16 protein-coding genes are annotated in these 19,715 nt (G+C 73.8%); 3 read left to right on the forward strand and 13 right to left on the reverse strand.

Annotation, left to right across the window (positions count from 1 at the left end; genetic code table 11):
* Positions 1-108 precede the first annotated feature (108 nt).
* Together ACZ7C5_RS32385 and ACZ7C5_RS32390 are read left to right on the forward strand one after the other, a co-directional pair.
* Positions 109-2,304 (forward strand): RecQ family ATP-dependent DNA helicase, encoded by a 2,196-nt coding sequence (locus tag ACZ7C5_RS32385; protein ID WP_401091947.1) that lies wholly within the window; start codon positions 109-111, stop codon positions 2,302-2,304.
* 367 nt (positions 2,305-2,671) lie between these two features.
* The gene (locus tag ACZ7C5_RS32390; RefSeq protein WP_401091946.1) at positions 2,672-3,388 is read left to right on the forward strand and encodes a hypothetical protein; all 717 of its coding nucleotides are present in this window, start codon (positions 2,672-2,674) and stop codon (positions 3,386-3,388) included.
* 121 nt (positions 3,389-3,509) lie between these two features.
* Here ACZ7C5_RS32390 and ACZ7C5_RS32395 read toward each other — a convergent pair whose 3' ends face one another.
* The 3 genes from ACZ7C5_RS32395 to ACZ7C5_RS32405 all read right to left on the reverse strand — a co-directional run bounded on the left by ACZ7C5_RS32395 (position 3,510) and on the right by ACZ7C5_RS32405 (position 5,801).
* Entirely contained in the window at positions 3,510-4,163 is a 654-nt protein-coding gene (locus ACZ7C5_RS32395) for a hypothetical protein (RefSeq protein WP_401091945.1), read from the reverse strand.
* A 100-nt stretch (positions 4,164-4,263) separates the two neighbouring features.
* The gene (locus ACZ7C5_RS32400; RefSeq protein WP_401091944.1) at positions 4,264-4,962 is read right to left on the reverse strand and encodes a ribonuclease HII; all 699 of its coding nucleotides are present in this window, start codon (positions 4,960-4,962) and stop codon (positions 4,264-4,266) included.
* A 152-nt stretch (positions 4,963-5,114) separates the two neighbouring features.
* Positions 5,115-5,801, reverse strand: coding sequence for a TetR/AcrR family transcriptional regulator (locus ACZ7C5_RS32405; protein WP_470324052.1), 687 nt, complete (start codon positions 5,799-5,801; stop codon positions 5,115-5,117).
* Positions 5,802-6,088: 287 nt separating this feature from the next.
* On the opposite strand from ACZ7C5_RS32405, the gene ACZ7C5_RS32410 reads away from it, so the two are divergent.
* On the forward strand, positions 6,089-7,636 hold the full coding sequence (locus tag ACZ7C5_RS32410) for an MFS transporter (protein WP_401091942.1): 1,548 nt from the start codon (positions 6,089-6,091) through the stop codon (positions 7,634-7,636).
* Positions 7,637-7,779: 143 nt separating this feature from the next.
* Here ACZ7C5_RS32410 and ACZ7C5_RS32415 read toward each other — a convergent pair whose 3' ends face one another.
* From ACZ7C5_RS32415 to ACZ7C5_RS32460, 10 genes are all read right to left on the reverse strand, one after another.
* Positions 7,780-9,645, reverse strand: coding sequence for a DUF4153 domain-containing protein (locus ACZ7C5_RS32415; RefSeq protein WP_470324053.1), 1,866 nt, complete (start codon positions 9,643-9,645; stop codon positions 7,780-7,782).
* 164 nt (positions 9,646-9,809) lie between these two features.
* Complete coding sequence (locus tag ACZ7C5_RS32420; protein ID WP_317619903.1) at positions 9,810-10,730, reverse strand: carbohydrate ABC transporter permease; 921 nt, start codon at positions 10,728-10,730, stop codon at positions 9,810-9,812.
* Complete coding sequence (locus tag ACZ7C5_RS32425) at positions 10,727-11,764, reverse strand: carbohydrate ABC transporter permease (RefSeq protein WP_188294925.1); 1,038 nt, start codon at positions 11,762-11,764, stop codon at positions 10,727-10,729. Before ACZ7C5_RS32425 ends, ACZ7C5_RS32420 begins: the two co-directional genes overlap by 4 nt.
* Before the next feature lie 226 nt (positions 11,765-11,990).
* Positions 11,991-13,379: an ABC transporter substrate-binding protein gene (locus tag ACZ7C5_RS32430; RefSeq protein WP_470324054.1), complete on the reverse strand. Its 1,389-nt coding sequence runs from the start codon at positions 13,377-13,379 to the stop codon at positions 11,991-11,993.
* A 351-nt stretch (positions 13,380-13,730) separates the two neighbouring features.
* Positions 13,731-14,945: a cytochrome P450 family protein gene (locus ACZ7C5_RS32435; protein ID WP_401091939.1), complete on the reverse strand. Its 1,215-nt coding sequence runs from the start codon at positions 14,943-14,945 to the stop codon at positions 13,731-13,733.
* 34 nt (positions 14,946-14,979) lie between these two features.
* Positions 14,980-16,224 carry a cytochrome P450 gene (locus tag ACZ7C5_RS32440; RefSeq protein WP_401091938.1) on the reverse strand — a complete coding sequence of 415 codons (1,245 nt, stop codon included), beginning with the start codon at positions 16,222-16,224 and terminating at the stop codon, positions 14,980-14,982.
* Entirely contained in the window at positions 16,221-16,922 is a 702-nt protein-coding gene (locus ACZ7C5_RS32445) for a GTP-binding protein (RefSeq protein WP_401091982.1), read from the reverse strand. The genes ACZ7C5_RS32440 and ACZ7C5_RS32445 overlap by 4 nt, the downstream gene beginning before the upstream one ends.
* Before the next feature lie 88 nt (positions 16,923-17,010).
* Complete coding sequence (locus ACZ7C5_RS32450; RefSeq protein WP_470324055.1) at positions 17,011-17,379, reverse strand: DUF742 domain-containing protein; 369 nt, start codon at positions 17,377-17,379, stop codon at positions 17,011-17,013.
* A complete protein-coding gene (locus ACZ7C5_RS32455) occupies positions 17,376-17,816 on the reverse strand; it encodes a roadblock/LC7 domain-containing protein (RefSeq protein ID WP_401091936.1) in 441 nt (146 codons plus the stop codon). The genes ACZ7C5_RS32450 and ACZ7C5_RS32455 overlap by 4 nt, the downstream gene beginning before the upstream one ends.
* Entirely contained in the window at positions 17,816-19,594 is a 1,779-nt protein-coding gene (locus ACZ7C5_RS32460; protein ID WP_470324056.1) for a sensor histidine kinase, read from the reverse strand. The genes ACZ7C5_RS32455 and ACZ7C5_RS32460 overlap by 1 nt, the downstream gene beginning before the upstream one ends.
* Between the last annotated feature and the right edge of the window lie 121 nt (positions 19,595-19,715).

The raw sequence follows: 19,715 nt of genomic DNA on the forward strand, positions 1-19,715 counted from the left end.
ATTTTGACCGCCGTTCAACGGACCAGCGGATGAAATACACCCGTCCTTCCCCCGTCTCCCCTCCCCGGCATTCGTCGCTTGTCAGCGGCACGGGGTTACATGGACGCCATGCAGCAGCCCGACACCCACACCACCGCCACCGCCGACCGAGCCGAGGTCCGGGCCAGGGCCGAGGCCGTCCTGCGCGAGCTCGCCGGCCCCGGAGCCACCCTGCGCGAGGACCAGTGGACGGCCATCGAGGCCCTCGTGGTCGACCGCCGCCGTGCCCTCGTCGTCCAGCGCACCGGCTGGGGGAAGTCCGCGGTCTACTTCATCGCCACCGCCCTGCTCCGGGCCCGCGGCTCGGGACCGACGGTGATCGTCTCGCCCCTGCTCGCCCTGATGCGCAACCAGGTCGAGTCGGCCGGCCGGGCCGGCATCCACGCCCGCACCATCAACTCGGCCAACACCGACGAGTGGGCCGGGATCCAGGAGGAGGTCGGCGCCGGGAAGGTCGACATCCTGCTGGTCAGCCCCGAGCGGCTGAACAACCCGGACTTCCGCGACCAGGTGCTGCCCGAGCTCGCCGCCTCCACCGGCCTGCTGGTGGTCGACGAGGCCCACTGCATCTCGGACTGGGGGCACGACTTCCGCCCCGACTACCGCCGGCTGCGCACCATGCTCGCGGACCTGCCGCCCGGCGTCCCGGTGCTGGCCACCACCGCCACCGCGAACGCCCGGGTCACCGCCGACGTCGCCGAGCAGCTCGGCACCGGCGCCACCGACGAGCACGCCCTGGTGCTGCGCGGGCCGCTCGACCGGGAGAGCCTCACCCTGGGCGTGCTCTCCCTGCCCGACCCGGCCCACCGCCTCGCCTGGCTGGCCGACCACCTCGACCGGCTCCCCGGCTCCGGCATCGTCTACACCCTGACGGTGGCCGCGGCCGAGGAGGTGACGGCCTTCCTGCGCGAGCGCGGCTTCCCGGTGGCCTCCTACTCCGGCCGCACCGAGGACGCCGACCGCCGCACCGCCGAGGCCGACCTGCTGGCCAACCGGGTCAAGGCGCTGGTCGCCACCTCCGCGCTCGGCATGGGCTTCGACAAGCCCGACCTCGGCTTCGTGGTGCACCTCGGCTCGCCCGGCTCGCCGATCGCCTACTACCAGCAGGTCGGCCGGGCCGGGCGCGGCGTGGACCGGGCCGAGGTGCTGCTGCTGCCCGGGCGTGAGGACGAGGCGATCTGGCGCTACTTCGCCTCGCTGGCCTTCCCGCCGGAGGAGCAGGTGCGCCGCACCATCGACGCGCTGGCCGAGGCGGGCCGCCCGCTCTCCACCGCGGCCCTGGAGCCCCGGGTGGACCTGCGCCGGGCCCGGCTGGAGACCATGCTCAAGGTGCTCGACGTGGACGGCGCCGTCCGCCGGGTCAAGGGCGGCTGGACGGCCACCGGGCAGAGCTGGGAGTACGACACCGCCCGCTACGCCAAGGTCGCGGCCTCCCGGGAGGCGGAGCAGCGGGCGATGCGCGAGTATGCCTCGGCCACCGACTGCCGGATGGAGTTCCTGCGCCGTCAGCTGGACGACGAGCAGGCCGCGCCGTGCGGGCGGTGCGACAACTGCGCCGGGCCGCTGCACACCCCTGACGTCTCCGCCGAGATCCTGGCGGCGGCCAGGGCCGCCCTCGGCCGCCCCGGCGTGAGCTTCGAGCCGCGCCGGCTCTGGCCGACCGGGATGGACGCGCTCGGGGTGCCGCTCAAGGGCAGGATCCCGGCGGGCGAGCAGGCGGAGACCGGCCGGGCGCTCGGCCGGCTGTCCGACATCGGCTGGGGCAACCGGCTGCGCACCCTGCTCGCCGAGCAGGCGCCGGACGTCCCGGTGCCCGGTGAGGCGGTGGACGCGCTGGTGGCGGTGCTCGCCGACTGGGCCCGCGGTCCGGGCGGCTGGGCCGGGCCGGAGACGACGGAGGGCGCCCGGCTGGAGCGGCCCGTGGGCGTGGTGACCATGGCCTCCTCGGCCAGGCCCCGGCTGGTCGGCAGCCTCGGCACGCGGATCGCCGAGATCGGGCGGCTGCCGCTGCTCGGCCGGATCGAGTACGCCGGCGGGCTGCCTCCGCACGGCGCCCGCAGCAACAGCGCCCAGCGGCTGCACTCGCTGGCCGGCGCGCTGGTCCTGCCACCGGAGGTGGAGCAGGCGGTGGCGGCCGCGGGCGGGCCGGTGCTGCTGGTGGACGACCTCGTCGACTCCGGGTGGACGGTCACCGTGGCCGCCCGACTGCTGCGCCGGGCGGGGGCGAGCGCGGTGCTGCCACTGGTACTGGCCGTGCAGGGGTGACGGAACGGCGGAAAGCCGTCGCCGAAACCCACCTCGTTCACTCGAATGGCCTAGCAGAAAGGATCAGGCGAAGCGATTTCGGTCACACCGGTCGAACGGCCCGGGAAAGGAGTGGTCACCGTGCCGATGACGGTTCGCCCTGCCCTCCGGGCGTTGTGGATCAAGGCCTGGCGGCACCTTCGCGGCGCTGGATCCGCTGTGGAACATATCCGGCAGACCATGGACTATCGGATGGCGTTCATCATTTCATCGTTGCCGCTCCGGCCCCGATGCCCCGAGAATTGGGAGGTACCCGAAACCCGGTCCGTTGGATCCGCCCTTCGGCGTACCCAGGCACCCGACTGCCCACGGGCCAGGAAGGAGGATCGTGATCAACGGCATCGACCGAGGTCAGAATCCCTTCTCCGGGAGTGCGGAACCCAGACGGGTGCTGGACCTGGAGGCCTGGACCGCCTCGGGGATCCCGTTGCTGCGCGACCCTCGCGAGTTCGTCCTGGAGCTGCACCAGCGCCACCTGCCCCCGCCGGGCACCGTCGTGCTCGCCGTCCTGGACGTTCTCCACCACCTCGTCGCCTCGGCCTCGTTCACCCCCTGGCCTCACGACACCGACGGCTGGAAGCACCGCAACGCGCTGCTGACCCACCTGCGCCGGATCATCCCGCACGACCTGCGGCTGCCGGAGCCGACCCGGACCGCCGTGCTGCTGCGCTGCCGCGACGGCGCGCCCGGCTGGACCGAGCAGGACGGCGCCTGGATGTGGGCGCTGCGGGACGCGTCCGCGCTGCACGGACTGCGCTGCGGCGCGTACATCGGACTCACCCCGGCGGGCTGGCAGGTCCTCGGGGACGGGCGGGGCGGGCGCAAGCCACACGCGGGCTCGTGGGCCGACGGACCGGTGCACACCGTGACGGAGCTGCCGCCGCGCTCGGCGCTGGACGCCCCGCGCGGTCAGCTCACCCGCCAGTCGGCGCCCGAGCAGGCCCAGCACGGCGAGGACGCGGTGCGCGCCCCGCAGTCCGAACCCCCGTGGGCCCCGGCGCGGATCGCAGCGACCGAACCGACCCGCCGCACCGGCACGCGCTGATCCGGCGGCGGCCTCGGCCGCACGGATCACCGGCCACCGGCCACCGGCCGTCGAGCACCGCAGGACGGACGTCGGGCCCGGCACCGTACGACGGCACCGGGCCCGGAGTGGACGACTGGGGTCAGGCCTTGACCGGGCGGCCCGGCGCGGTGCCGGCCGCGCCCGCGGCAGTCGGGCCGGCGTCGCCGCAGACCACCAGCAGCGAGGTCGCGTGGCCGAGCGCCTTGGTGTACGCCTCGGCGGCCCGGGCGGACGGTCCGCCGTTGACCACCAGGACGACCACCTCGCGGCGGACCGGACGGGTCAGTGCGGCGTCCGCGTAGAACACGTCCCCGCCCTCGGCGAGCTGCGCCCAGTAGCGCTCCTCACCGAAGGAGAGCTCGTGCTGCTGCCAGGGGTGCGCCCCGCCGACCGTCAGCACCAGGATGGCGCCCGGGTCACGCCCGGACTCCAGCAGCTGGTCGACCGCGTCATCGGCGCGCTCCACCGCCTGCGCCGGAGTGGCGGCGATCCGCCGGATCTCCGTCTGCGGCGCGGCGGGGGCCGGACGGCGCGGCGCCGGTCCGGGCTTGGGGATCAGTCGCGGCGGTCCCGGACGGGCGGCGCGCGGCGCGGCCGGGCGCGGAGGCTCCGGACGGGGGCCGGGCACCGGCGCCGGGGCGGCGACGGTGGTGGGTGCGGTGGCGGGGGCTGGTGCGTCCGACTCGCGGGGGACGGGAACGCCGGGGCCCGGAATGCTCTCGTGAATCTCCGGCTCCTCGGGGAAGGCAGGCATACCCGGATATCTATCAAATGCCGGTCGGACGCGCACGGGCACCCCACCCATTGGGCGCCGCCGCTCCGCCACCCTCACCTGGGCAATTCCAGACGGACCATCAGAAACCGAGCGTCAACTGTTCGTCGGCGGACCCCTGACCGCCACCCGCGACCTCCCGGACGCGCTTGAGGTGACGCCACCTCGGCAGTGCGTCCATGTACGCCCAGGAGAGCCGGTGCTGCCCGGTGGGACCGTGCTCCTCCAGGGCGGCACGGTGCACCGGGGACGGGTAGCCGGCGTTGTCGGCGAAGCCGTACTCCGGGCACCCCTCGCCCAGTTCGGCCATCAGGCCGTCGCGGTGGACCTTGGCGAGCACCGAGGCGGCGGAGACGCAGATGCAGGACTGGTCGCCCTTGATCACCGTGCGCACCCGCCAGGGGCCGCCGAGGTAGTCGTGTTTGCCGTCCAGGATGACCGCGTCGGGCTCGACCGGCAGTGCCTCCAGCGCGCGGACGGCGGCCAGCCGCAGCGCCGCCGTCATGCCGAGTTCGTCGCACTCCTGTGGCGAGGCCTGCCCCAGCGCGTACGCGGTGACCCAGTCGGCGAGGACCGGGGCGAGCGCGCGGCGGCGCAGTTCGGTGAGCAGCTTCGAGTCGGTCAGTCCCTCCGGCGCCTTGCGCAGGCCGGTGACGGCCGCACCCACGGTGACCGGCCCGGCCCAGGCGCCGCGCCCGACCTCGTCGAGACCGACGACGATCTTGGCGCCGGCCCGGCGGAGCGAGCGTTCGACGGAGTGCGTCGGAGGGACGATCGGCATGGCGTATTCCGTTCAGCGGGGGCAGCCTCCAGCCTAAGCCCGCCCCACGACCGCGGATTCCCTGCCGCCCGAGGCCCGGCCCCGGCCCCGACCCAAGCCCCGAGCCCGGCAGCGAGCCCGACACCGACCCGCCGAGGACGGCCCGGACCCACTCAGGCCCGGATCATCGGCTCCAGCACCTCGTCCACCAGGCGGCCGGCGAAGTCCGGCCCCATGGTCTCCAGCCCTCGGATCTTGACCTGGTAGAGCAGTACCGCCGGAATGACGTCCGCCACCAGCGGGGTGGCGGCGCCGGGCCTGACGTCGCCGCGCGCGGCACCACGGCGCAGGATCTCCAGGATGGTCCGCGCGGTCGGCTCGAGGACCCGGTCGGTGATGAAGCCCTTGAAGACCTCGGCCCGCTCGTGGTCGATCTCGCCCATCAGGGCGTTGAGCGCGGAGCCCACCCGGGAGGTCATCGCCTCCGTGAACCCCTCGACGAGCCGGTGGAGTTCGTCCCGCGCGGACCCCAGGTCGGGGGTGTCGTAAGGGCGTGGGAGAGTGGCGTCCAGGGCGTCGATGACGAGTTCGTCCTTGGACGCCCAGCGCCGGTAGAGCGCGGCCTTCCCGGTCCGTGCCGCACTGGCGACCCCTTCCATGGTCAGCCGCGCGTATCCGCCGGAGGTGAGCTGGTCGAGCGCGGCCTCGAAGATCGCGTTCTCCAGTTCCTTCCCCCGCCGCCGAACCGGCCTCGCCAGAGCCTGGCGGGCGGCCCGCACCGGGCAGAAGTCGGGTGCGACACCCGGCCCCGAACCCTCCTCGACGCCCGGCCCCGCGGCCACCGCCCCGGTGCCGACCACGGCTCCGGACCCCGCCGCGGCCCCCGCCTCCGCCGGCCGAGGGGCCGTCTCCCCCGGTGACCGACCCGACGACCGACCGGACCGGTCCGTCACCAGGCGTCGCACCAACCGCTCCATCGCCACCATCCTTAAGGAACGCTTGCGTTCACAATCACGGCCAGGATATCGTCCCGATTAGTGAACGATCCCGTTCCTTCCAGGCCTGCGCAAGGGCGCACCGCCGCGCCCGGACCGGCGCATCCGCCGGACCCGCACCACCGAGCACATAGCCAGCAGGGGGCACATTCGTGGCTATCTCCGACACGCTCAGCAAGAACTCACCACCGCAGTCCGGCCAGGGACGGGGCAAGGGCATCACCCTGACCGTCATCGCGGCCACCCAGCTCATGGTCGTCCTCGACGCGACGATCGTGAACATCGCACTGCCGCACATCAGGGACGCCCTGGGCTTCTCGACCACCGACCTGTCCTGGGTCATCAACGCCTACACGCTGACCTTCGGCGGCCTGCTGCTGCTCGGCGGTCGCGCGGGTGACATCCTCGGTCGCCGCCGGGTGTTCATCTTCGGCACCCTGCTGTTCGGACTGGCCTCGCTGCTCGGCGGTTTCGCCCAGGACAGCAGCCTGCTGCTGGCCGCCCGCGCGCTCCAGGGCATCGGTGGAGCGATCTGCTCCCCGACGGCCTTCGCCCTGATCGCCACCAACTTCGACGAGGGGCCGGAACGCAACCGGGCGTTCGGCGTGTTCTCCGCGGTGGCCGGCTCGGGCGCCGCGATCGGCCTGCTGGCCGGCGGCCTGCTCACCGAGTACCTGAACTGGCGCTGGGTGTTCTTCGTCAACGTGCCGATCGCGATCCTGATCGCGATCGCCGCGCCGCGCTACATCGCCGAGTCCAAGCGCCACCCGGGCCGCTTCGACCTGCCCGGCGCGCTCACCTCGACACTCGGCCTGGTCGGCCTGGTCTACGGGTTCATCCGAGCCGCCTCGGACGGCTGGTCGGACGGCATCACGCTCGGTTCCTTCGCGGCCGGCGCGATCCTGCTCGCCGCGTTCTTCGTGGTCGAGAGCCGCACCGACCAGCCGATCACCCCGATGCACCTGTTCGCCGACCGCAACCGCACCGGCGGCCTGGTGATGATGCTCTGCCTGGCCGCGGCCATGTTCGGCATCTTCTTCTACGTCGTGCTGTTCGTGCAGGGACCGCTCGGCTACAGCCCGCTGAAGGCCGGCGTCTCCTTCCTCCCGATCAGCGTCGCGATCGTCGTCGCCGCGCAGATCGCCTCCAACCTCCAGGCCAGGTACGGTCCGAAGCCCTTCATGGCGGGCGGTGCGCTGCTGGTCACCGTCGGCCTCACCTGGCTGACCCAGATGGGCAAGGACAGCGGCTACCTGGACGGGGTGCTCGGCCCCACGGTGGTGTTCGGCTTCGGCATGGGCCTGATCTTCGTCCCGGTGATGCTGCTCTCGGTCGCCGGCGTCCCGGGCGAGGAGACCGGCGCAGCCTCCGGCCTACTCAACTCGATGCAGCAGATCGGCGGTTCGCTCGGCCTGTCGATCCTGACCACGGTCTTCGCGCACTACGCCACGGCCGAGGCCACCGTGCAGCTGCCGGCGTTCATGGCGACCGCGACGCCGGATCAGCTGGCCTACTTCCAGCAGCACCACGAGTTCCCGCAGGGCACGAACGCCGCCAACACCGTGCTCACCGAGGGAATCTCGCACGGCTTCATCGTGGGCGCCGCCCTCGCGGCGGTGGCCCTGGTGGTCGCGGTCTTCGTGATCAAGGCCAAGGCCGGCGACCTGCCGAGCGACTCCTCGGCCGTCGCGATGCACTGACGGCGCCGCGAGGCACCAAATCCGCGACACCGCCGACACGCGCTGCCACGCGCCGACGGCGCCGCAACGCCCGGGGCCGGCCGGGAGCAACACGCTCCCGGCCGGCCCCGGGCGTTGTCCGCGGGCCACCCGCCCCGGTCGGTCTACCGGGCGTCGTACGACAGCCCAGCCCAGTCGCAGGCCGTGCGGCCGATCGCGGTCGAGCCCTCCAGGGGCCGTTCCGCCAGGGCCTCCCGCGCCCGGGCGGTCGCGAGACTGGTCGCGTACCAGGGCTTCGGCTCCCCGTACAGGTCCTGCGCGATCAGCTGCAGCGCACAGCTCCGCTGCGGTTCGGGGAGCCGGTCCAGGGCGGGCACCGCGTCCGCCGAGAGCGAGCGGACGTTGCGCAGGTCGATGGCGGCGGCGGGCGGATCGGTCCGCAGGGCCTGCTCGTACCGGGTGACGTTCTGCTCGGCGACGATCGCGTCCGGGCCCATCAGGCCGTAGACCGCGAGGGTGAGCATCCCGCTGAGGAGCACGACGCGCGGCAGCCAGTCGGTGCGGCGGGCCAGCCCTGCGGCGATCAGCAGCAGGAAGACGGCGCCCAGCCAGACCTCCACCACCAGCACCCACAGCCGCAGCCGGGTGAGCCCGGAGGCGTCCACGTAGAACCACATCCGGCCGAGCGCCGAGGCGACCACGGCCAGCGCCAGCACACAGAGCAGGCCGAGCAGGATCCGCGCCACCCGCCGGTCGGTGGGGGTGGTGCGCGGGGCCCACCGCTTGGCGAGGGTCACCACGACCAGGGTCAGCACGGTGATCACGCTCAGCTGCCAGAAGCCCTGCCGGGCGTACTCGGAGCGGCTCATCCCGGTGTTGCTCAGTACGGCGTCCGCGCCGCCGAGCACCACCACGGCCTGGACCACCGCGAAGACGCCGAACATCAGGTCGAGCGCGACCAGCGGCAGCGCCCACTCCAGCCGGCGGCGCTCCCGGCCCGGCCTGATCTCGGTACGGTCCCAGCGGCGCGGGCCGGCCGCGATGTGGGCGAAGCCCAGCGCGGCCACCGCCCCGAGCACGAACAGCGCGCCGCGCCCCGGGAGCTGGTCGAGGTCGAGGTCCGGGCTGAGGTTGCCCAGCAGGTCCGCCATGGCGGCGTCGGCACTGGCGAACAGCAGGCCGAAGACGGTCAGCAGGCCGGCGGCGACCGCGAGCGCCTTGAGCACCGGGACGATCCGGCCGCGGCCCGGCACCGCGCGCCCCTCCATGCTGGTCCAGGCCCAGCCCACGGCAGGCACCGACTGCCAGAGGATCCCCGGCAGGGCGAGCAGGACACCGGGCCAGCGGCGGCCGCCGTGCAGGGCCAGCGAGGCCAGTGCGAGCGCGCCGACGGCGGCCAGCACCGCGGGCCAGCCCGCGTCCCACCAGGCCGGGACGGCGAGCAGGGCGAGGGCCAGCAGGCTCCAGGCAGCCGTCCAGGGCCGGATCCGACGACCCGCCACCCGGGCGGCGAACCCGGCCCCGACGGCGGTGGCGGCGCCGCAGATCAGCAGGTTGGCGCCCAGGCCGCCGTAGAGCAGCCAGGCCGTCAGCAGGCCGGTGAGCAGGGCGGCCAGGACGACCCGGGGCGTGGCCCCCGCCCGACGCTCCGGGTCACTGCGGCGCAGCCACGCGCCGGCCTGGGGCTCCGGCGCACCGGGTTTCAGGCCCGGACCCCACCCGCCCTGCGGGCCGGGGCCGGGCGCACGGTGGGGGCCGTGCGGGCCGTACGGGCTGTGCGGGCCATGGGAGCCGTACGGCCGGTTCGGGTCGTACGGCCGATACGGATCGTGCGGGTCATACGATCCGGGCGCCCCGATCGGGCCCTGCGGCGCCGCCGGGCCCTGCGAGGCGGTCGGGCCCTGCGAGGCGGTCGGGCCCTGCGGCGCCGCCGGCCCCCGCGCCTCGGCCGGGCCTCGCGCCTCAGTCGGGCCCTGCGGTCCGGACGGACCCGGTTCATCGGACGGGACAGGCGCGGACAGACCTGACATGAGTCCCCCTCAGTGGTCGGCGGGCATGCGGAGGCCACCCACGAGTGGTCCGCCGGCGGGCGCGCTCGGCGCCTCGGACGCTGCCGACTGTAGACCATTCTGAACAGGTTCAAAAGTTGACTCTGAACGTGTTCAGAACGCCCTCGCCACCAGGAACTCCCCGGCTACCCCTTCACCGACCCGGCCAGCAGCCCCCGGACGAAGTAGCGCTGGAGGCTGAAGAAGACGATCAGCGGCACGATGATGGACAGGAACGCCCCGGCCGTGAGCAGTTCCCAGCGCCCGCCCAGCGAGCCGGACAGCTGCGCCAGCCGTGCCGTCATCGGCGCCACCTCCGGCGTGCCGCCCGCGAAGGTCAGCGCCACCAGCAGGTCGTTCCAGACCCACAGGAACTGGAAGATCGCGAACGAGGCCAGCGCCGGGGTGCACAGCGGCAGCACGATCGAACGGAAGATCTTGAAGTGCGAGGCGCCGTCCACCACCGCGGCCTCCATCAGGTCGCGCGGCAGCTGGGCGATGAAGTTGTGCAGCAGGAACACCGCCAGCGGCAGCGCGAACATGGTGTGCGCCAGCCAGACCGGCGCGTAGCTGCCCCTCAGGTCCACCGCCGGGATCAGCGTCAGCGGGCCCAGGTGCGCCCCGCCGGCGAACAGCCGCAGCAGCGGGATCAGCGCCATCTGGATCGGCACCACCTGGAGCGCGAACACCGTGAAGAACACCGCGTCGCTCCCCCGGAACCGCACCCAGGCCAGCGCGTACGCCGCCATCGCCGCCAGCACCAGCGGGAAGACCGTCGCCGGGACACTGATCGCCAGCGAGTTGACCAGGAAGGGCATCAGGCCGCTGGAGACACCGGAACCGCCCTCGAACAGCACCGCGTGGTAGTTGCCGAGGCCGAGGTCCGGGTGGAGGAAGGCGTTCCACCAGCCGCTGTCGGTCACGTCCTGCTTGGGCCGCAGCGAGGTCACCAACAGACCCAGCGTCGGGATCGTCCAGAGCACCGTCATCGCGATCACGAACACCGAGGCCAGCGGGCTGCTGAAGGCCCTCCGCACCGGCTTCTCCCGACCGTCCGTCCTGGTCACCGCACCTCACGCTCCTTCCGCAGCTGGACGATGTTGTAGGCCACCAGCGGCAGCACCGCGAGGAAGAGCAGCACCGCGAGGGCACTGCCCCGCCCGGCGTTGAACTGGACGAAGGACTGCGAGTACATCTCGTTGGCCAGCACCTGGGTGCCGAAGTTGCCGCCGGTCATGGTGCGGACGATGTCGAAGGCCTTCAGGGTGATGATCATGACGGTGGTCAGCACGACCATCACCGTGGTGCGGATCATCGGCACGGTGACGTACCAGAACAGCCGCACCCCGCTCGCGCCGTCCAGCCGGGCCGCCTCCACCACCTCCGCCGGGATCGCCTTGATCGCCGCCGACAGCACCACCATCGCGAAACCGGTCTGCACCCAGACCATCACCGCCATCAGCAGGAAGGTGTTCAGCGGCTGCGAGAGCAGCCAGTTCGGGGGGTCGTCCCAGCCCACCGCGACGGCGAGCTGGCTGAGCAGGCCGATCTGCGGCCGCCCCGGCCCGCGCGACTCGTAGACGAACTTGAAGATGATCGACGCGCCGACCAGCGAGATCGCCATCGGCATGAAGATCAGCGACTTGTACACCGCCTGGCCGCGCATCCGGTCCACCAGCAGCGCCAGCACCAGGCCCAGCCCGGTCGCCGCCAGCGGCGCGGCCACCAGCCACAGCAGCGTGTTGACCAGCACCTTCCGCACCGGGTCGGAGGTGAAGGCCCAGCCGAAGTTCTCGCCGCCGACGAACCGGCTGCTGTCGTCGTTCCTGAGGCTGAGGTAGACCGTGCGGACCAGCGGTACGACCAGGCCGACGGCCAGCAGCACCACCGCCGGGCCGAGGAACACCCCGACCGCCAGCGGGCGGGACAGGCGGCCCCTGGCCCGGCCGGCGACCAGGAAGACCACCAGCAGGATGCCGAGGAAGCCCGCGACGGCTCCGACGGTGTTGCCGAACTTGACCGCCGCGTCGCTCCAGGCACCGGCCGCCAGTCTCGTGGTGGCCGCCTCGGCGACGGGTGTCGGGAATCCGGGTACGGACATGGCTGCGCGTCCCTTCGGGTGTGGTGGGAAGGGGGCGGGCGGTGCGGGTGGGTGGCCCCGCACCGCCCTCGACAGGTGGTCCTCGGTGTGCGTCCGGCCCGCCCCGGAACCGGAACGGAAACCGGAAGCCGGAAGCCGGTGTCCGGAACGCGGGCGCCGGAGTCCGGAGCCCGGAGCCCGAGGTCCGGACGCCGACACCCCGGGACGGCACCGGGCGGCGCCTCGGCTACTGCGGCCAGGCGGCGTCGATGTCGGCGGCGGTCTTCTGGATCGACTGCCCCTCGGCGAACCAGGCGGTCAGCGACTTCCACTCCTGTCCCGCACCGATCGCGGCCGGCATCAGGTCGGAGCCGTCGAAGCGGAAGGTCGCCGACGGGTCGGTCAGCGCCTCGGCCGACAGCTTGTCGATCGGATCGGTGTACAGGCTCCTGTCCACGCCCTGGTTGGCCGAGACCCAGCCGCTCGCGGTCTTCACCCGGCTGCTCGCCCAGTCCGAGCTGGACAGGTAGTTCTGCACCGCCTGCACCTCGGGCCGGCCGGAGAAGGCCGCCAGGAACTCGCCGCCGCCCTCGACCGGATTGGCGATCGCCGGGTTCACCGCCGGCAGGTGGAAGGCGAAGACGTCCCCGTCCGGACCGACCTTGGTGCCCTTGGGCCACTGCGCCTCGTAGAACGAGGCCTGCTGGAGCATCAGGCACTTGCCGCTCAGGATCGGCGTTCCCGCGTCCTGGAAGGTGGTGGTGGCGATCGACTTCACGTCACCGAAGCCCGCGTTGACCCAGTCCGGGTTCTGCATCCAGCCGGCGACCGTCCGCATCGCGTCGGTGATCTTCTGGTCGGAGAACTTCACCTGGTGGCCGACCCACTGGTCGTACACCTCGCCGCCGTACGAGCCCAGCACCGCCTCCTCCAGCCAGTCGGTGGCCGGCCAGCCGGTGGCCGTCCCGGAGGCGATGCCGCCGCACCACGGCTTGGAGCCGCCCGCCTTGGCGATCCTGTCGCTGAGCGACATCAGGTCGGCCCAGGTCTTCGGCACCTCGTAGCCGGCCGCCTTGAAGGTCTTCGGCGAGTACCAGACCAGGGACTTCATGTTGGCGCTCATCGGGGCCGCGTAGAAGCTGCCGTCGACCGAACCGTAGGTCTTCCAGATCGGGCTCCACTTGCCCTGGTTCGTGACGGTCTCCGCGGGCGGCTTCACCACCTTCCCGCTCTTCACCATCTGCGCCAGCAGGCCGGGCTGCGGGATGACCGCGAAGTCCGGGGCGTTGCCGCCGGACACCCGGACCGGCAGCTGGGACTCGAAGTCGTTCGAGCCCTCGTAGCTGATCTTGATCCCGGTGCACTTGGCGAACTCGGCCCAGGACTTCTCCAGGTTGTCCGACTCCGGGCTCAGGATCGAGGCGAACATCGTCACCGTCGTGCCCGAATGCCCGGCGTACGACTGGTACTTGGCGCAGTCACCGGTGAGCGACTCGGCCGACCCGCCTCCACCGCCCCCCGAACCACCGGAGCTGTTGGAGCAGGCCGCGGTCAGCGCGAGCGCCGCCACCAGGACGGGCAGAGCGGCCGTTCGGCGGCGGTAACTCCGATGCGGCGCGGTCGGATTGAGGGTCAATGCGGTTCTCCTCGCCAGGGCGTACTGCCGACGGTGGGCTGAACGACGTCGCGCTGTACCGGAGACGGGCCTTCACGGACTTCAGGGATCGCGGAGCAGGATCGCGGACCGGGGAACGGACAGGGACGCGGGCGGGATCACGGACAGGATCACGGGCGGACGGCGGCCGGACTGATCGATGACGTTAACGCAGCCGTCGGCCCCCGCCAAGGTCCCCGCTCGACCTTCGCGCCCGACCTTCACGTTCACCCCTCCGATCCGCCCCCGCCGGAAGGCACCCCGGAGCCGCCCACGGAGGAGCCGACAGGCTCCGGCCGAAAACCCGACCGGAGCACGTGACATGACGAATCGTCAGTACAGACGGATCGGCAGCTCCAGCAGACCGTTCACCACCAGCGACGGGCTCGGCCGCAGCTCGGCGTCCGGCACCGCGAGCGACAGCCCCGGGAAACGCTCGAACAGCGCGGGCAGCGCGACCCCCGCCTCCAGTCGGGCCAGCGGCGAGCCCGGGCAGACGTGCGGCCCGTGGCCGAAGGACAGGTGGCGGATCGGGTCCCGGGTGAGGTCGAAGACCTCGGCCGTCACCCCGTGCTGGAGCGGGTCGCGGCCGATCGCGTTGTACGAGACCAGCACCGGCTCGCCGGCCGGGATCACCACCTCGCCGACCGGGATGGACTCGGCCGCGAAGCGGAACAGGAAGTTGCCGGTCGGCGGCGTCCAGCGGAGCGACTCCTCCACCACCGCGTCCCAGGAGACCCGCTCCGAGCGCACCAGCTCCAGCTGGTCCGGGTGGGCCAGCAGCGCCCGTACCGCGTTGCCGATCAGGTTCACCGTGGTCTCGTGACCGGCCGCGATGATCACCCGCAGGGTGGCCGCCGCCTCCGCGTCGGTCAGCGCCCCGCCCTCGGTGTCGGCCGCCAGCAGGACGCTCGCCAGGTCGTCACCGGGAGCCGAACGGCGCTGCGCCACCAAGCCGTTGACGAAGGCGTTCAGTCCGGCGACGGTCGCCTGGATGCCCTCGGGGTCGGGCTTGATGCCGAAGAACCGCTCGTACAGGTCGCGCAGCAGACCGTGGTCCGACTCCGGCACGCCCAGCAGCGAGCAGATCACCGTCATCGGCAGCGGGAAGGCGAAGGCCGTCTTGAGGTCCACCACCGGCTCGCCCGCCGCCAGGCCGTCCAGCAGCGCGCGGGTGGTCTCCTCGACCCGCGGGCGCATCAGCTCCACCCGGCGCGGGGTGAAGGCCTGGGCGACCAGCGCCCGCAGCCGGCGGTGCTCGGCGCCGTCCGTGGTCACCATGCTCGGGCCCGGCACCGCCAGGCCGATCAGCGGCCAGGTCTTGGGCACCTCGCCGCGCTGGTAGGCCGCCCAGTGCGCGGCGTCCTTCACCAGCCGGGCGTCCGTCAGCAGGTCCCGCGCGGCGCCGTGCCGGACCACCGCCCAGGCGGCGACCCCGCCCGGCAGTTCGACCGGCACCACCGGGCCGGCGGCCCGCAGCAGCGCGCCCTCCGCCGCGCTGTCGCGGGCCAGCGGGTCGAGGACGATTCGGGCCGGGGCAGCGGTCATCGACGGTTCTCCTTCGTACGGCGGGTGTCGTGGGTCAGGCCGGGTGGCCCGGGGTGAACGAGACCGGCAACGCCACCAGCCCGCGCACCCAGGCCGACGGCCGCCACACCAGCGCGTGCTCGGCCACCGCGAGCCGCAGGTCCGGCAGCCGGTCGAGCAGCACCTCGATCGCGGTGGTGGCGATCACCTCGGCCGCCTCCTGGGCCGGGAACGGACAGCCGTGCTCGCCGTACGAGTAGCTCATGTGCGCCCGGTTCCCCTCCGCCGGGCGGCCGTCCGGCTGCCGGACCGACGGATCGGCGTTGGCCCCGGCGAAGCCGAGCAGGACCAGGTCCCCCTCGCCGATCCGCCGGCCGCCGAGCCGGGTGTCCCGGACCGCCCAGCGGCCGGCGAAGATCTGGGTCGGGGTGTCCTCCCAGAGCACCTTGTTCAGCGCCTGGCTGATGCTGCGCCGGCCGCCCGCCAACGAGGCGGCGAACCGCTCGTCGGTGAGCATCAGCCGCAGCGCGTTGGAGATCCAGTACGAGGTCGGCTGGTGGCCCGCGATCAGCAGCACGCGCAGGTCGCGCATCACCTCGTCGTGGGTCAGCCCGGCCGGGTGCTCCAGCATCCGCGAGGCCACGTCGGCGCCCGGGTACCCGGCCTTCTCCTCGACCAGCGCGTGCATCAACTCCAGCAGCCGCTGGGCACCGGCCGCGGCGTCCTGGCCTCCGTCCAGCATGGCCAGCAGCGCCGCGATCAGCTGCGGCGCCTGTTCCTCGTCCAGGCCGAGCACCCGGCACAGCACCAGCAGCGGCATCCGGTGCACGTACTCGGCGACCAGGTCGGCCTCGCCGCGCCCGGCGAACCCGTCGATCAGCCGGTCGGCGATCTCCTCCGCGTGCTTGCGCAGCTCGTACGGGTCGATCCCGGCCAGCGCGTCGGTGACCGCGCGCGAGCGCCGGACGTGCTCCTCGCCCTCGGTGTAGAGGATCGAGGGGGCGGGCGCCATCATCGGCTTCAGCGGCCAGTCGGCGGGCAGCGTCGCCCAGGCGTGCCAGCGGCCGGAGTCACGGCCGAACAGCTGGGGGCTGCCGGTCACCTGCTGGAGCTCGCGGTAGCCGATGACCAGCCAGGCGGGCACGCCGCCGGCCAGTTCGACCGGGGCGACCGGGCCGTGCGCGGCGCGCAGCTCGCGGTAGAGCTGGGCGGGGTCGGTCTGGAATCGCGGCCCGTACAGCGGCGTGGCGGCGGCGTGCGCCGGGCAGCCCGGGGGCGGGGTGGCGGCGGGCTCGGTCACGGGGTGCTCTCCTCGTAGATCGCGGTGCGGGCCCCTGCCGGGGCGGGCGCTTCGGCCGGGGCCGCCTCGTCGTCCCCCGCGGCGGCCGGTTCGTCCGCCGCGATGGCCGTCGGTTCGTCCCACACGACCGCGGACAGCGCGGCCTCGTCGGCGCCGGCCAGGGCTGCCAGGTGGTGGACCAGGGCGATCAGCACCCGCTTGCCCGACTCGCGGTCGCGGGCGTCGCAGTCCACCAGCGGCACCTCGGCCGGCAGGTCCAGCGCCTCGCGGACCTGCGCCAGGGTGTGGCCCGGCTCGCCGAAGTTGTTGCGGGCCACGATGAACGGCGTGCCGTGGTGCTCCAGCCGGTCGATCGCGTACCAGGAGTCCTCCAGCCGCCGGGTGTCCACCAGGACGACCGCGCCCAGGGCACCGCTGAACAGCCGGTCCCAGAGGAACCAGAAGCGCTCCTGCCCGGGCGCGCCGAACAGGTACAGCACCTGGCGCTCGGAGAGGGTGATCCGGCCGAAGTCGAAGGCCACCGTGGTGGAGCGCTTGCCCCAGGCTCCGGCCGGGTCGACGCCCTCGCCCGCCCGGGTCATCACCTCTTCGGTGTTCAGCGGGCGGATCTCGCTGACCGAGCCGACCAGTGTGGTCTTGCCGACGCCGAAGCCGCCGACCACGACGATCTTCAGCGCGTTGTCGGCGGTCGCCCGCAGCGGGGTGCGCGGCTCGCCGGGCCGGGCGGCGGCACCGGTGCCGCCGTCGGTGCCGGTGCCGACCTCAGTGCCGCCGCCGACCCGGGCGTCAGAGCCGTTGGAGGCCATGCAGCACCTGCTTCAGCGTGTCGAGGTCGGGCAGCCTGGCCTTGTTCGGCGCGAACCTGGGGTGCCTGGCGGTGACCGCCCCGGACTCCAGCAGGTCGCCGAGCAGGATCTTCACCACCGAAATGGGCAGCGTCAGCTCCGCCGCCACCTCCACGACGGCGGTCGGGGCCTCGCACATCCGCAGGATCCGCGCGTGCTCCGACTGCATCCCGGGCGCCGGCTGCCGCTCGGCGACGATCAGGGTGACCAGGTCGAAGGCGTTCTCCGGAGCCCGGCTGCGGCCCCGGGTGATGGTGTAGAGGCGGTCCGGGTCGTCGTCGCGGCCCGGCGGCACCGGCCCGGCGTTCATATACCTGCGCTCTCTCGAGCGGCGGCCCCGTCGGATTCCGCACTCCGGACGGGCGCGCTGAGGTGGACCCCGATCTGCTCGATCAGGCCGTGCATGTTGTGGCCGACCACGCCGACGTCCGCTTCCTCGTCCGTGACCACCGCCAGGTGCGCGCCCTCGCCCGCCGCCACGATGCACAGGATGCCGCCGTGGAACTCGGTCATCGACTGCCGCACGCCGCCGCTGCCGTCGCCGAACTCGATCGAGGCGCCGTGTGCCAGGCTCTGGAGGCCCGAGGCGATGGCGGCCAGCTGGTCGGCCTGGTCGGTGCTCAGGCCCGTGGTGTGGCAGAGCTTGAGGCCGTCGGCGGAGAGGACCAGGGCGTGCCGGGTGCCGGGGGTCGCCGCCAGCAGGTTCTCCAACAGCCAGTCGAGGTCGCGGTCGATGGCGCTGCTCATCAGGTGTCCTTCTCGGTGACGGGGGAAGCGTCGGGCATGGTGTCGGGGTCCGTGGTCGGCGCCCCGGCCGGAGCCTGCTCGGCCGCCACGGGTCGGGCGGCGGCCCGGCGGAACGCGCCGAACCGGGCGGCCGCGCCCGCGTCGCCGCGTACGGGCTTCGCGGCGTGGTCCGCCGCGGGGGCGGCGGTGGCCAGCGTCTGCCCGCGGCGGCGCTGCGGCAGGCCGCTGTCGGTCATCCGGGCGGGCGCGGCCGGCAACGCGGGCGCGGTGGCGGTGGCAGTCTGCGCCCTGACGGCGGCGGGCTGAGCGGCGGGGGCGGGCTGCGCCGAGGCGACGGGCTGCGCGGCGGGCGCCGGGGGCAGCGAGGCGGCGGGGCGCGCCTGGGTGAGCACGGGGCGCGCGGACTCGGTGGGCGGCGCCTGCACCGGGACGGACGCCTGGACGGGCGCCGGGTCGGCGGTCGGAGTCTGGTGCGTGACCAACTGCTGCGGGATCAGCATCACCACCCCGGTGCCACCGCGCGCCGACGGCCGGAAGGAGATCTGCAGGCCGTGCTTGCGCGCCAGCACACCGACCACCGCGAGCCCGAGCCGGGTGCCGGCGGAGAGCGTGGCGAGGTCCAGCGGCTCGGCGGAGACGGCCCGTTCGGCCCGGCGCAGCCAGCTGTCGCTGAGGCCCAGTCCACTGTCCTCGACGGTGACCGCCAGCCCGGCGGGCACCTCCTCGACGTAGACGTGCACCTCGGCCGGCGGGGCGGAGAAGTTGGTGGCGTTGTCCAGCAGTTCGGCCAGCGCGTGCATCACGCCCTCGGCGGCGTAGCCGGCGACCGCGGCGGTGCTGGCGTTGTGCAGCCGCACCCGCTGGTAGGCGCCGATCCGGCCGAGCGCGCCGCGCAGCACCGACTCCACCCCGATCGGCTTGGCCCAGCGGCGGCCCGAGCGGGCACCGGTGAGCACCGCGATGCTGTCGGCCATCCGGCCCGCCTGGGCGGTCGAGTGGTCCAGGCTCAGCAGGTCCCCGAGGACCTCCTCGTCGTGGCGGTGCTGCATCTCGCGCAGTTCGGCGTGCATCCTCGTGGCCAGGGCCTGCACCCGGCCGGCGGCGGTCGCGCAGACCGCGAGCGCGGCGGCCCGCAGCCGCTCGCCCCGGCCGATCTCCTCGCCGACGGCGCGCAGCAGCGCGTACTGGGGGTGCTTGCGGTGGACGGCCAGCGCGCTGTCCACGGCGGCGCCGGACCGCAGCTTCCCCACCACCTCGGGCAGCACGCTCTCGGCGATCCGGGCCAGCTCGGCGCGCTCGGCCTCGGTGCTGGTCCGCGCCGCCTCGGCCCGGGCCCGCTCGTCGTCGAGTGCGGCCCGCAGCCGGGTCAGCTCGACGTGCGCGGCGGTGACGTCAGCGGCGGCCCTGGCCTGCTCGGCGCGGGCGGCGTCCCGCTCGGCGAGCGCGGCGGCGGCGCGGTCGGCGGCGGCCGTCTCGGCCTGCCGGGCCGTGCCCGCGGCGACCAGCGCGGCCCGGGTCTCCTCGTGCTGCGCGGCCAGCTCCTCGGTCAGCCCGCGCGAGCGTTCGGCCCCGGTCCCGGCGAGGCCGACGGCGATCAGCCAGAGCACCGTGACGGCGCCGACCGCGAGGGCGGTGAGCGGCTGGTGCGCACCCAGTGCCCGGGCGATGCCGACCGGCGCGGCGACCAGTGCCAGCAGCACGGCGGCGGCGGTCAGGGCGACGGTGCGCGGCGCGGGCCTTCGGCGCGGCCGACCGGCGGGGCTGGTGGCTTCTCTCATCGGGGCGGTCCTCGGCAACGTCGGCGGGCGGCGGCGCGGGCAGCGGGTCGGCGACGGTTGCGTCCGCCGACCGCGGTTCGGGCGCATACCAGACCGCCCGGGCAACGTCGTCAAACGTCTC

The sequence above is a fragment of the Kitasatospora sp. NPDC036993 genome (assembly GCF_055607525.1).